12 protein-coding genes are annotated in these 13,286 nt (G+C 64.7%); 6 read left to right on the forward strand and 6 right to left on the reverse strand.

What is annotated here, in order from left to right; all coding sequences use genetic code 11:
* Nucleotides 1-4: 4 nt before the first annotated feature.
* Genes IE126_RS13975 through IE126_RS13990 form a run of 4 tightly spaced genes read right to left on the reverse strand, consistent with a single transcriptional unit; the run spans nt 5 to nt 4,891 of the window.
* Nucleotides 5-892 (reverse strand): choline kinase family protein, encoded by an 888-nt coding sequence (locus tag IE126_RS13975; RefSeq protein WP_189381365.1) that lies wholly within the window; start codon nt 890-892, stop codon nt 5-7.
* A complete protein-coding gene (locus IE126_RS13980; protein ID WP_189381366.1) occupies nt 885-2,864 on the reverse strand; it encodes an ABC transporter permease in 1,980 nt (659 codons plus the stop codon). Before IE126_RS13980 ends, IE126_RS13975 begins: the two co-directional genes overlap by 8 nt.
* Nucleotides 2,861-3,889, reverse strand: a complete 1,029-nt coding sequence (locus tag IE126_RS13985; protein WP_189381367.1) for a quaternary amine ABC transporter ATP-binding protein — start codon at nt 3,887-3,889, stop codon at nt 2,861-2,863. The genes IE126_RS13980 and IE126_RS13985 overlap by 4 nt, the downstream gene beginning before the upstream one ends.
* Before the next feature lie 57 nt (nt 3,890-3,946).
* Nucleotides 3,947-4,891: an ABC transporter substrate-binding protein gene (locus IE126_RS13990; RefSeq protein WP_189381368.1), complete on the reverse strand. Its 945-nt coding sequence runs from the start codon at nt 4,889-4,891 to the stop codon at nt 3,947-3,949.
* A gap of 185 nt (nt 4,892-5,076) precedes the next feature.
* On the opposite strand from IE126_RS13990, the gene IE126_RS13995 reads away from it, so the two are divergent.
* Together IE126_RS13995 and IE126_RS14000 are read left to right on the forward strand one after the other, a co-directional pair.
* The gene (locus IE126_RS13995; protein WP_229825517.1) at nt 5,077-5,877 is read left to right on the forward strand and encodes a DeoR/GlpR family DNA-binding transcription regulator; all 801 of its coding nucleotides are present in this window, start codon (nt 5,077-5,079) and stop codon (nt 5,875-5,877) included.
* A 2-nt stretch (nt 5,878-5,879) separates the two neighbouring features.
* On the forward strand, nt 5,880-6,647 hold the full coding sequence (locus tag IE126_RS14000; protein ID WP_189381370.1) for an inositol monophosphatase family protein: 768 nt from the start codon (nt 5,880-5,882) through the stop codon (nt 6,645-6,647).
* Here the strand turns inward: IE126_RS14000 and IE126_RS14005 are convergent.
* Together IE126_RS14005 and IE126_RS14010 are read right to left on the reverse strand one after the other, a co-directional pair.
* Nucleotides 6,644-7,402, reverse strand: a complete 759-nt coding sequence (locus IE126_RS14005; protein WP_229825518.1) for a 3-keto-5-aminohexanoate cleavage protein — start codon at nt 7,400-7,402, stop codon at nt 6,644-6,646. The genes IE126_RS14000 and IE126_RS14005 overlap by 4 nt on opposite strands.
* The gene (locus tag IE126_RS14010) at nt 7,399-8,727 is read right to left on the reverse strand and encodes an aspartate aminotransferase family protein (protein ID WP_189381371.1); all 1,329 of its coding nucleotides are present in this window, start codon (nt 8,725-8,727) and stop codon (nt 7,399-7,401) included. The genes IE126_RS14005 and IE126_RS14010 overlap by 4 nt, the downstream gene beginning before the upstream one ends.
* A gap of 268 nt (nt 8,728-8,995) precedes the next feature.
* Between IE126_RS14010 and IE126_RS14015 the strand changes: the two genes are divergently transcribed.
* The 4 genes from IE126_RS14015 (at nt 8,996) to IE126_RS14030 (ending at nt 13,284) form a co-directional block, all read left to right on the forward strand.
* Nucleotides 8,996-9,661, forward strand: coding sequence for a helix-turn-helix domain-containing protein (locus tag IE126_RS14015; protein ID WP_054303922.1), 666 nt, complete (start codon nt 8,996-8,998; stop codon nt 9,659-9,661).
* 84 nt (nt 9,662-9,745) lie between these two features.
* Nucleotides 9,746-11,290 carry an ABC transporter substrate-binding protein gene (locus IE126_RS14020; RefSeq protein WP_229825528.1) on the forward strand — a complete coding sequence of 515 codons (1,545 nt, stop codon included), beginning with the start codon at nt 9,746-9,748 and terminating at the stop codon, nt 11,288-11,290.
* 72 nt (nt 11,291-11,362) lie between these two features.
* Nucleotides 11,363-12,370, forward strand: a complete 1,008-nt coding sequence (locus tag IE126_RS14025) for an ABC transporter permease subunit (protein WP_054303923.1) — start codon at nt 11,363-11,365, stop codon at nt 12,368-12,370.
* The gene (locus IE126_RS14030) at nt 12,367-13,284 is read left to right on the forward strand and encodes an ABC transporter permease subunit (RefSeq protein ID WP_189381372.1); all 918 of its coding nucleotides are present in this window, start codon (nt 12,367-12,369) and stop codon (nt 13,282-13,284) included. The genes IE126_RS14025 and IE126_RS14030 overlap by 4 nt, the downstream gene beginning before the upstream one ends.
* Nucleotides 13,285-13,286 lie beyond the last annotated feature (2 nt).

The following is a 13,286-nucleotide window of genomic DNA, read 5'->3' on the forward strand; positions in this document are numbered from 1 at the left end:
GTCCTCACAGGGATTGATAAGCGTGATAGGCCGCGCGGAAGGCGGCAAGGTTTTCGGCGGTATAGGCGCCGTAGTCGAAATCCAGCGCCGAGGTCAGTTCGCTGACCATGCTCCACAGCGTTTCGCGCAGGAGAGAGGCGCATTTCATCGCGGTATATTGCCGCCACAGCGCATCGCTGACCGGCTGACCGTGGTAAGCGGCCAGCAGTGCCAGTTCCTCGGCCCCGGTAAAGCCGTTGTTCGAGGCGATCCCGCCCAGATCGAACAGCGGGCTGCCGAGACCCGCATATTCCCAGTCGATCAGCCAGAACCGGCCATCGCCCTTCAGGATGTTGCCCGGCAGCAGGTCGTTATGGCCCAGCACCGTGGGGGTGGGGCCGATGGCGGCCTCCAGCGCCGCCGCCTGATCCATCAGGCCGGGCAGGAGCGCGATATGGGCCGAGTCGTTGGCAGACAGCCGCCGGGCATAATCGCGCAGGATATGGAACACCCAGAACGACAGGACAGGGCCATCCAGCCGGGCAAAGACATCGTGATGCACCCGGCGCAGCAGATCGGCCAGCGCGGGGATCGTGGCGGGATCGGCGCGGTCCTCGGGTGTCAGCGGCCGGGCATCGACGAAATCCACCACCATCACCCCCGGCGCGGCATGGCGCACGGCGGGGCCGATGCCCGCCGCCTCGGCCGCGCGCGACACCGCCAGTTCGTTCCAGCGCAGGATGCCATGTTCGGGGATGTCGACGCCGAAGCGCACGACGAAGCGCGCGCCGCCATCCTCGACCAGCAGGTTGAGGTTGGTCTTGCCCCCCTCCAGCGGCGCCACCCGTGTCGGCGCGGTGAAACAGGGCAGCGCCGCCGCGCAGTCCTGCAACTGTTGCAGCGTCTCAGGCATGGTCCCCCCTCTTGCGGTTCACTGCGGCGGTGATGATCCGGTCGCTCATGATGGCAAGGAAGGCCACCGCCAGACCGGCCACCACACCCTTGCCGACATTGGCCTTGGTCAGCGCGATATAAACCTCCTGCCCAAGGTCGCGGGTGCCGACCAGCGCGGTGATGACCAGCATCGACAGTGCCAGCATGATGGTCTGGTTCAGGCCCAGCAGGATTGAGGGCATTGCCAGCGGCAGCTTCACCTTCCACAAAAGCTGCCGCGGCGTGCAGCCAGAAACCAGCCCGGCCTCGACAAGCTGGCTGTCGATGCTGCGAATGCCATGGGCGGCATAACGCACGGCGGGCACCACGGCATAAAGCACGACCGCAATCATGGCCGAGAAATCACCGACCCGGAACAACATGACCACCGGGATCAGATAAACGAAGGTCGGCAGGGTCTGAAGCGTATCGATGACCAGCGTGAGCACGGCATTGGCCCGCGCGTTCTGTCCGGCCCAGACGCCCAGCGGCACGCCGATCAGCATGGCGATGACGACAGAGACACCGCAAAGGTAAAGCGTGATCATCGCCTCGGGCCAAAGCCCGCTCGCCGCGATGAAACTGGCCATGGCAAGGCCCATGGCGCCCAGCCGCCAGCCCCCGATCTTCGCAGGAATCGCAAATGCCAGCGCCAGCCCCCAAGGCCACGGGATACCCAGCAAGAGTTGCTTCACCGGCACCAGAACCCAGGTCAGGGCAAAGACTTTCACCGCCTCGATCTGGTCATAGAGGTTGAGGTTGATCCATGAAATTACCCCCTGCCAGAAGCTGCCGGTGCTGAGCTGCCAGCTTTCGGGAAAGCTGTTCAGCGCGGGCAGCAGCACGCCCAGCGGGTAGCTGACCAGCAGCACCGCCAGCAAGGCAAGGCTGCGCGGGTGGCGGGCCATCCACCCCCCTTGTGCCTGCACCACCGGGCCACGGCGCGCGATGGCCTGGCTCAGCCTATCCAGCGCCACGGCAAGGATGACGATGCCGAACCCGGCCTCGACCCCCGCGCCCACGTCCAGCTTGCGCAGCGCGGTCAGCACCTGAAAGCCCAAGCCCCCCGCCCCGATCATCGAGGCGATGATGACCATGTTCAGCGTCAGCATGATCACCTGATTGACACCGACCATCAGCAGGCCCCGCGCCGCAGGCAGCCGCACCTTCCACAGGGTCTGGCGCGGAGTGCAGCCCGACATGCGCCCAGCCTCGACAATTTCTTCCGGCACACCGCGCAGGCCCAGAGTGGTGATCCGCACCATGGGTGGCATCGCGTAGATGATCGTCGCCACAAGTGCCGACATGGCGCCAAAGCCGAACAGGAACAGGATGGGCACCAGATAGGCAAAGACCGGCACGGTCTGCATCAGATCCAGCAGCGGGCGCAGGCCCGTGTCGACCCAGCGGAAGCGGAAGGCCGCGATACCCAGCAGGATGCCCAGCCCGACGCCCAGCGGCACCGCGATGGCGACCGAGGCCAGCGTGACCATGGCGCTTTCCCACAGCCCGAACAGCAGAAGATACAGGAAGCTCGCCACGACCAGCGCCGCCAGCCGGGCGCCACCGGCGCGATGCGCCAGAAGGCCGAAGCCCAGCACCACGACCAGCCAGCTGACATGGGGCAGCACCGGCACCGCCTGCTGGCCCTGCCCGATCTGGAACCCGTCGATCAGAAAATCGCGCAGCACGAAATAGGGCGCCTCGACCAGCGCCGACAACAGCCGTGTCAGATCGCGGAAGCGCAGCGGGCCAAGCGCCGCATCCTCGACCAGCCATTTCATCGTGGCCGAAATCGCGCGGTCGGCGTGCAACTCCCAGCCTTTGGGGAATTTGGTCAGCCATTTCCAGCCTGTCGCCACGCCGATCTGCTTTGACGCCAGCGACAGCACCAGAGTCACCAGTGCCAGCCCGCCCCAGAACAGAAGATCGGCCGGGCGCCAGCGCCTCATCGCGCGACCTCGCGGCCGATCAGGATGTCGATGACGGCGCGGCCGTCGATCTGGCCCATCGGCGCGCCATCCGCGGCCAGCACGCGGAACGGCAGGCCCGCCGCCTCGATCCGGTCGGCGGCCTCAGCCACGCGCAGGGACGCGGGCAGATCACCGGCAAACGGCCCCGGCCCCAGCGGTTTCGCCGCCGTGCCCAGCCGCACCACCTTGGCGCGCGGAATGTGCTGGGTGAATTCGGCGACGTAATCGTCGGCGGGATTCAGCACCAGTTCCTCGGGCGTGGCAGTCTGCACGATGGCGCCATCGCGCATCACCGCGATGCGGTCGGCCAGACGGATCGCCTCGTCAAAATCATGGGTGATGAAGACGATGGTCTTGTGCAGCCGCGCCTGAAGACGCAGCAATTCATCCTGCATCTCGCGCCGGATCAGCGGGTCCAGCGCCGAGAAGGGTTCATCCAGAAACCACAGGTCAGGTTCAACGATCAGGGAACGCGCGATACCGACACGCTGCTGCTGCCCGCCCGAAAGCTCGTGCGGATAGCGGTTTTCGCGCCCTTGCAACCCGACCAGTTCCATCACCTGCATGGCGCGGTCGAGCCGGGTCTTGCGGTCGATACCCTGCACCTCCAGCGGGAAGGCTGCGTTTTCCAGTGCGGTCAGATGCGGCAACAACGCGAAATGCTGAAACACCATCCCCATCTTGTGCCGCCGCAACGCAATCAGCTCCGGCCCTGACATGCCCAGCAGGTCGCGCCCTTCGAACCGGATCTCTCCGGCGGTCGGCTCGATCAACCGGGCGAGACAGCGCACCAGCGTCGATTTGCCCGATCCCGACAGGCCCATGATGACGAAGATCTCGCCCTTGCGGATGGTCACATCGGCACTGCGCACCGCGCTGACGATATTGGCACGGCGCAGCGCCTCGGGCGTGGCCTGCATGCCGTGGCTTTGCAGAAAGCTGTCGGCACTGGCGCCATAAAGCTTCCAGACATTGCGGCATTCAAGGATGATCGGCTGTTCCATGGCGGTCCGGTCCGGGCAGTGAGGAAGGACGGGGGGCGGATGCCCCCCGACGGGCCATTACTTCAGCCAGCCTTGCCAGACGGATTCATTGGCGCCCATCCATTCGGCCACCACTGTCGGGATCTCGGCGCCATCTACATCGACCTTGTAGATCATCTCACCCATCTCCGGGTTTTCAACGTGGAACGCCCGGATGATCTTGGCCGCGCCCGGCCACTTACCCTCCAGCCCCGCCCAGCCAGCTTTCCAGATCGGGCCGGTCGGCTTGCCGCAGTCATAGGCGGCATCCGGGTTCTCGCCCCAGGCGGGATCGGTGTAGCAGGCCGGTTCATAGGGCGGAAATTCGACGTATTTACCCTCGTATTTCTCGGGCGCCCAATGCGGAGAATAGAGCCAGAGCACGATGGGCGCCTTGCGTTCATAGGCCGATTGCAGTTCGGCAAACAGCGCGGCGTCAGTTCCCGCGTGGACCACCTCGAAATCCATGTCCAGCGCCTCGACCCGTTCCTCGTCGAAGCCGCCCCAGGTCACCGGGCCACCCAGATAGCGCCCCTTCGGGGCTGTCTCGGCGGTCGAGAATGCCTCAGCGCAATCGCGCAGCGCCTTCCAGTCGGGCAGACCGGGGCAGGTTTCCTCCATATAGGCCGGATACCACCATTCCTCTTTCGCCTTCATCCCGGTCTCGCCGAAATTCACCACCCCACCCGAGGCGACGGCCTCGTCCAGCGCCTCTTGCCCGGTGGTTGCCCAGATCTCCATCGCCAGATCCAGATCGCCGGTCTTCAGCCCCGCGAACTGCGCCAGATAGTCGGCCTGCACATATTCCACATTGTAACCCGCCTTCTTCAGCACCTCGCCCATCAGCGTTGCGCTGATGATCTGGCCAGACCAGTCATGCGTGGTGATCTTGATCGGGTCGTTGCTTTCCACCTCGGCCGAGGCCGCACCCGCAGCGAGCGCGGCCGACAATGCGAGTGCGACAGGCGTGAACGTCTTTTTCATTTCGGACTCCCTGTGTTTTTCGATTGTATTGGCACCCGCTGAATCAGGCGCTGAAGAAACGGTAACAGCAACTCAACACATGGCAACATAATTTCAACATATACGCTCATCATTCTGCCATTCATGTGGATTTATGTGCGCTCGATGGCTAATCTTTCGTCAGAGCCCCGCATCGGATGCCCGGAATGAGCGATCTTGACCCCACTTCGAACCACCGTCAGGCCGAGATCCTGCATGCCCTGCGCCGGGCAGGCGGTGCTGCTCGGGTCCAAAGCCTTGCGCATGAGCTTGACGTGTCGGACGAAACCATCCGCCGCAACCTGCGCAGGCTGGCCAAGGGCGGGCTGGTGGAAAAGCTGCATGGCGGCGCGCGGCTGGTCGAACATGCGGTGGAGGCCGATCTGCAAACCCGGCTGATGGAACAGGCCGAACCCAAGCGCCGCATCGCGGGCGTAGTGGCGGGCATGGTGCCGGACGGCAGCTCGCTGTTTCTGGATGTCGGCTCCACCACCAGTTTCATCGCCGATGCGCTGCATGCCCATCGCGGGCTGACCATCGTGACAAATTCGGTGGCTGTCGCCTACAAGCTGGCCACGCGCAACGGCAACCGGGTGTTCTTCGCCGGGGGAGAGCTGCGCGCCAATGATGGCGGCGCCTTCGGCCCCGAGGCGCTGGGGTTTCTGGAATATTTCATGCTGGATCTGGCGATCCTCTCCACCTCGGGCATCTGCCCGGAGCGAGGGTTCCTGTTCTCCGATCTGTCAGAGGCGCGGCTGACCCGCACCATGATGCGGCGCGCGACCCGTTGCATCGTCGCCGCCGACATGCGCAAGTTCCATCGTATTGCCCCCGTCTCGCTGGGCGACCCGACCGAGATCGACCTGCTGGTCTGCGATGCGGCCCCGCCCGGCGACATCGCCGCCGCCGCCGCAGACTGGGGCGTCTCGATCTGCGTCGCCGCCGACATGCCTGCTGAAGGAAAGTGACCATGACCCAGACCCTGCTGGCACAGGCCATCGCCATTGCCGAACGCGCCAGTGCCATTCCGATGGCGCATTTCCGCAAGCCCCTGGAACTGGTGGCGAAAGAAGATGACAGCCCCGTCACCATCGCCGACCGGGGGACAGAACGGTTCATCCGCGACGCGCTGGCCGAAGCCTTTCCGCAGGACGGCATCTTCGGCGAGGAATATGGCGTGACCGAAGGCCAAAGCGACGCGACATGGATCATCGACCCGATCGACGGCACGCGGTCCTTCATCACCGGCCATCCGCTGTTCGGCATGCTGCTGGGGCGGCTGGTGGCGGGCGTGCCGCAGATCGGCGTGGTGCGGATGCCCGCGCTGAACGAAACCTTCGCCGGTGCGCGGGGCCTTGGCGCCACGCTGAATGGTGCGCCCATCTCGGTGCGGCAGACCCGCGATCTGGCGCAGGCCATGGTCTATATCAACGAGGCAGAAAAGATCGAGGCCGCCGATCCCACCCGCTTCGCCCGCCTGTGCCGCGTCGGCCATACCCGCCGCATGGCCTATGATTGCTACCCACATGCGCTGGTCGCGGCAGGGCAGATCGACGTTGTGGTGGACTGCGGCTTGCAGCCCTACGACTATCTGCCGCTGATCGCGCTGGTCGAGGCGGCAGGCGGGCTGATCTGCGACTGGCAGGGCAAGGCGCTGACTCTGGAATCCGATGGCCGCGTCATCACCGCCGCGACGCCGGAACTGCGCGACGCGATGATCGCGCTGCTGGCCGCCTAAAGCGCCGCGACCAACTCGCGCACCCGGTCGGCATTGTCGCGGGCCGGGCTGCCATCGGCATTCAAAAGGTTGTTCTCAAACCCGATCCGCGCCTTGCCGCCCTGCGCGATGGCCGCCACCAAACAGGCGGTTTCCGCCGGGCCGAAAGCACAGACCGCCCAGTCGGCCTGCAAGCACGCCGCCCGCTGCCGCACCAGTGGCTCCGTCAGGTCAGAGGGGGCCGAGACCTGCCCCGCCGAATAACGACCCAGAACGTGCAACACTTGCACTTCGCCCGCCGGCACCACACCCGCGCCTTGCAGGGCGGCCAGCCGGTCCACATCGACCGCGTCATAAAGGATATGCTGCACCGCGATCCCGGCGCCCGCGCAATCGTGATAGAAGGCGCGGGTCAGCCGCTCGTCGGGTTCCGTGCTGATCTCGCGCAGTGCGACCGAAACCATGGCTGGCCGCAGCGCCATAACCAGCGCGCGCTGTTCGGCGGCGCTATAGCGCCCCACCGCCTCGGTGGTGATCTGCGCCGCCATGCCCGGCACGGCGCGGGACAGTTCTGCGAGCAATTCGGCATAAAGCCCGGCGTCCAGCACATGCGCGCCTTGGGCATCGCGGACATGGGCATGGATGGCCCCTGCCCCGGCGGCGTGACAGTCCACGGCGCAGGCCACAATTTCGGGAATGGTGAGCGGCAGCGCCGGATGATCCGCCTTGCCCAGCCGCGCGCCCGTGGGTGCCACCATGATCCGCGGCAGGCTCATGCAGCCAGCGCGCCCCGGATCGCGCCGGAAAGTTTGCTTACCAATTCGTCGATCTGTGCATCCTCGATGATGAAGGGCGGCGCGAGAAGGATATGGTCGCCGCGCTGGCCGTCGATGGTGCCCCCCATCGGATAGCAGATCAGCCCGGCCTCGAAGGCCAGCGCCTTGACGCGGGCATGCAGCTTCAGCGCCGGGTCGAAAGGGGCTTTCGTCTCCCGATCCGCGACCAGTTCAACGCCGCGGAACAGCCCCCGCCCCCGGATGTCGCCGATATGGGGGTGCTGGCCCAGCTCTGCCTCCAGCGCGGCTTGCAGCCTGGCGCCCTGTTCGCGCACCCGCGCCAGCAGCCCGCGCGCGACAATCGCCTCCAGTACCGCATTGGCCGCCGCCGCCACCATCGGATGCCCCATATAGGTGTGCCCGTGCTGGAAAAAGCCCGAGCCCGCCGCGACGGCGTCATAGATCCGGCCCGAGGTCAGCAGCGCCCCGATGGGCTGATAACCCGCCCCCAGCCCCTTGGCGATGGTGATGAGGTCGGGCGCCACGCCATCTTCCTCACAGGCGAACAGGTGGCCGGTGCGGCCCATGCCGCACATCACCTCGTCCAGGATCAGCAGGATGCCATGCTGATCGCAAATCTCGCGGATGCGGCGGAAATAGCCGGGCACAGCAGGCACCGCCCCGGCAGTTGCGCCGACCACCGGCTCGGCGATGAAGGCCATCACCGTTTCGGGGCCAAGGCGGTTGATTTCGGCCTCCAGCTCGTCCGCGACGCGCAGGCCATAGGCCTCGACCGTTTCACCCGGCGCGCGGTCGCGGTATTCGTAGCAGGGCGCGATATGGCTGGTTTCCACCAGCAGCGGCGCGAATTGCGCGCGCCGCCAGGCATTCCCCCCCGCCGCCAGCGCACCCAGGGTATTGCCATGGTAGCTTTGCCGCCGCGCAATGACGCGGTGGCGCTGCGGCTGGCCGATTTCCATGAAATACTGTCGCGCGAGTTTCAGCGCCGCCTCCACCGCCTCCGACCCGCCCGAGACCAGATAGACCCGGTCGATCCCCGGCGGCGCATGGGCGATCAGCCGGTCGGCCAGCGCCTCGGCCGGTTCGGAGGTGAAGAAGCCGGTATGGGCGAAGGCGAGCCGATCCAGCTGGTCATGCAGTGCCGCCCGCACCCCCGCATCGGAATGGCCAAGGCAGGACACAGCCGCGCCCCCCGACCCGTCGAAATAGCGTTTGCCCGCCGCGTCGATCAGATAGCACCCCTCGCCCCGCACGGCGACGGGCAAGGCCCCTTTCGTTGACCGCCCGAACAGATGATCCGGCATGATCCGCACCCTTTCCCGCTGATCCGCCGCTTGCGGATCAGCGGGAGTATCAAGCTACCGCCCTGTGAAAGCCAGTCCGAAACAGCAGGCCACCGTGCCTGTTCAGCCGCAACCATTCCCGCAAGGGTTGACAGACCCTTGGAAAGCTGCCCTTACGGAAAGGACCGAATCGGAGTTAAATTTTTTCCCAGACAAAAATTCGTGTTGCAATGTCGCAGCAATTCGGATGAACTTCCTCTGGGGCAAGATTCTGCGATCAAGGATGACAATGGCAAGGAAACCCGCAGGCGCGCCCGTCGCTCTGGGACAACGGATACGCAAGCGCAGGCAGATGATGTCGATGACCTTGCAGGAGTTGAGCAATGCCTGTGGTGTATCGGTGAGCTATCTCAGCCAGGTCGAACGCGACAATGCGACCCCGACACTGGGAACGCTGGCGGAAATCGCGGCGGCGCTGGATGTGGGAATCGAACATTTCATCGCCACCCCCCGCCAGTCCGACAGCGTCACCCGCGCCTCTGAGCGCCAGCAATTCGCGGTTTCCGGCACTTCGGTCATCTATGAACGGATCGGGGCCGAGTTTCCGGGACATGAACTGACCTCTTTCGTCCTGAACGTGCCCGCAGGCTATGCCTCCGAAACCATCCAGCACGCGGGCGAAGAGCTGATCTTCGTTCTGGACGGCGAAATTCTTCAGGTGGTGGACGGACAGCAATTCCTGCTGCGCCCAGGCGACAGCATCCATTACCTTGGCCAGCACCCGCATTCCTGGTCCAACCCCGGCGACCGCATGGCGCGTCTGCTGTGGACCGGCAAGATGCTGCACGGCGCCACGCCGTCAGCCCATATCCCGCACGAGATTTCATCATCCCCCGTGCCGGACGAAACCCGACTCGACGCGCCGGAAGGCGCGCCCGACGCAACCGCCAAATAGCTGGCGGACGACTTCAAACCTCAAGGGAGTATAAACGTGAAGCGATTTCTCGTATTTGCCTCGGCGCTGGCCATGAGCGCTGCCATGGCGGAAGCCAAGACCTTCGTCTATTGCTCGGAAGCGTCGCCCGAAGGGTTCGACCCCGCGCCCTATACCGCCGGCGGCACCTTCGACGCCTCGGCCCACCCGGTCTACAACCGCCTGACCGAGTTCAAGAAAGGCACGACCGAGGTTATCCCCGGCCTCGCCGAAAGCTGGGATGTGTCGGAAGACGGCACCGAATACACCTTCCACCTGCGCAAGGGCGTGAAGTGGCACTCGAACGAAAAGTTCACCCCGTCGCGCGACTTCAACGCCGATGACGTGGTTTTCTCGTATGCGCGTCAGGGCGATGCCAGCAATCCGTGGCACCAGTACATCTCGGGCATCACCTACGAATACTACACTTCGATGGACATGCCGAACCTGATCAAGTCGGTCGAGAAGATCGACGATTACACGGTCAAGTTCACGCTGAACCAGCCGGAAGCGCCGTTCCTCGCCAATATCGCCATGCCCTTCGCCTCGATCGTGTCGAAGGAATATGCCGATACGCTGGACGCCGCGGGCACCAAGGAAGACCTGAACAACCTGCCGATCGGCACCGGCCCGTTCAAGTTCGTCGCCTATCAGAAAGATGCCGTGATCCGCTACGTCAAGAACCCCGACTACTGGGGCGAGGCGCCGATCATCGACGATCTGGTCTTTGCGATCACCCCCGACGCCGCAGTGCGTCTGCAAAAGCTGAAGGCCGGTGAATGCCACCTGATGCCTTATCCGGCCCCGGCCGATATCGAGGCGATCAAGGCCGACCCGAACCTGAAGCTGGACGAACAGGCCGGTCTGAACGTGGGTTATCTGGCCTACAACACGACCATGGCGCCCTTCGACAATCCGAAGGTCCGCAAGGCGCTGAACATGGCCATCAACAAGCAGGCCATTGTTGACGCGGTGTTCCAGGGCGCGGCCGAACCCGCCAAGAACCCGATCCCGCCGACCATGTGGTCGTACAACGACTCGATCAAGGACGATCCCTACGATCCGGAAGCCGCCAAGGCCATGCTGGCCGAGGCCGGTGTCACCGACCTGTCCATGAAGATCTGGGCGATGCCGGTGCAGCGTCCCTACATGCCGAACGCCCGCCGCACGGCAGAGCTGATGCAGGAAGACCTGTCGAAGGTCGGCGTCAAGGCCGAGATCGTGTCCTACGAATGGGGCGAGTATCTGGCCAAGTCGATGGAACCCGGCCGCGACGGCGCCGTGATCCTGGGCTGGACCGGCGACAACGGCGACCCGGACAACTTCCTGTCGGTGCTGCTGTCCTGCGATTCCGCCGGTGAAGGCGGCGCGAACCGTGCCTTCTGGTGCAACGAGGACTTCTCGAAACTGCTGAAGGACGCCAAGGTTACCGCCGACCCGGCCGAGCGCACCAAGCTTTATGAAGAGGCTCAGGTCATCTTCAAGGAGCAGGCGCCCTGGTTCACCATCGCGCACTCGACCCAGTATGTGCCGATGTCGAACAAGGTCTCGGGCTTCGTGATGAGCCCGCTGGGCGACTTCACCTTCGAAACCGTGGACATCGCCGAATAATCGGGCCGCATCTAACGGAAACCGGACGCGCGGGGACATGGTTCCCCGCGCGTTCTACAAGGAAAACGGTGCATGGTCCGGTTCATCCTCTCAAAGCTTCTGTATCTGGTCCCGACCTTCCTCGGGATCACCGTCATTGCCTTCAGCTTCGTACGCATCCTGCCCGGCGACCCCGTGCTGCTGATGGCGGGCGAACGCGGCGTCAGCCCTGAACGGCACGCCGAACTGACGGCGCAGCTGGGTTACGACAAACCCGTGGTGATGCAGTATTTCGACTTCCTCGGCCGTCTGCTGCAAGGTGATTTCGGCAATTCGCTGGTCACCAAGAAGCCGGTGCTGACCGAATTCCTGACCCTGTTCCCGGCAACGGTCGAGCTGGGTCTGTGCGCCATCATCATCGCCACGCTGATCGGTGTGCCGGTGGGTGTGCTGGCCGCCATCAAACGGGGAAGCTGGTTCGACCAGATTTCCATGACCGCCGCACTGGTGGGCTTTTCCATGCCGATCTTCTGGTGGGGCCTGCTCCTGATCATCCTGTTTTCCGGTATTCTGGGCTGGACCCCGGTGTCGGGCCGCATCAGCCTGCTGTATTTCTTCCCCAATGTGACGGGCTTCATGCTGATTGACAGCCTGATGTCGGGGCAAAAGGGCGCCTTCACCTCGGCGCTGAGCCACCTGATCCTGCCCTCGGTCGTGCTGGCGACGATCCCGCTGGCGGTGATCGCCCGGCAGACCCGCTCCGCCATGCTGGAGGTGATGGGCGAGGATTATGTGCGCACCGCCCGCGCCAAGGGGATGCCCACCTACCGCGTGATCGGCGTGCATGCGCTGCGCAATGCCATGATCCCGGTGATCACCACCATCGGCCTGCAAATCGGCGTGCTGATGGCGGGCGCCATCCTGACCGAGACCATCTTTTCCTGGCCCGGCATCGGCAAGTGGATGATCGATTCCATCTCGCGCCGTGACTATCCGGTGGTGCAATCCGGCCTCCTGCTGATTGCCGCGCTGGTCATGGTCGTGAACCTGCTGGTCGATCTTACCTATGGCCTCATCAACCCGAGGATCCGCGTCAAATGACCGATACGTCCCAAACCAACGCCCCGGTCAAGCTTTCGGACGCCGCAATCCGCCGCCGGATGATCGCCGAGTTCTGGTTCTACTTCAGCCAGAACCGCGGCGCAGTCGTGGGCCTCGCCGTCTTCATCCTGCTGGTGCTGATCGCGGTATTCGCCTCTGTGCTGGCACCGCATGACCCGACCACGCAACACCGTGAGGCGCTGCTGGTCCCGCCGGTCTGGCAGGACGGTGGCAGCGCCAGCTACCTGCTGGGCACCGATGCCGTTGGCCGGGACATCCTGTCCCGCCTGATCTTCGGCGCGCAGTATTCGCTGTTCATCGGCATCGTCGTCGTGTCCATCGCGCTGGTGGGCGGCATCGTCATCGGCCTTCTGGCCGGGTTCTTCGGCGGCTGGGTGGACAGCGTCATCATGCGGGTGATGGATGTCATTCTTGCCTTCCCGTCGCTGCTGCTTGCCCTTGTGCTGGTGGCCGTGCTGGGGCCGGGGCTGACCAATGCGATGATCGCCATTGCCATCGTCTATCAGCCGCATTTCGCCCGCCTGACCCGCGCCGCCGTGATGTCCGAGATGAAGCGCGAATATGTCACCGCCGCCCGCGTGGCGGGGGCCGGCAATATCCGGCTGATGTTCAAGACCATCCTGCCGAACTGCCTTGCCCCCCTGATCGTGCAGGCCACGCTGTCCTTCTCGTCCGCCGTGCTCGATTCCGCCGCCCTGGGCTTCCTTGGCATGGGGGCGCAGCCGCCCGCGCCGGAATGGGGCACCATGCTGGCCGAAGCGCGCGAGTTCATCCTGCGCGCCTGGTGGGTTGTCACCTTCCCCGGCCTCGCCATCCTGATTTCGGTGCTGGCGATCAACCTGATGGGCGACGGTCTGCGCGACGCGCTCGACCCCAAGCTGAAGCGGAGCTGACA

The sequence above is a fragment of the Gemmobacter nanjingensis genome, assembly GCF_014652195.1.
GTDB classification, from domain to species: Bacteria; Pseudomonadota; Alphaproteobacteria; order Rhodobacterales; family Rhodobacteraceae; genus Gemmobacter; species Gemmobacter caeni.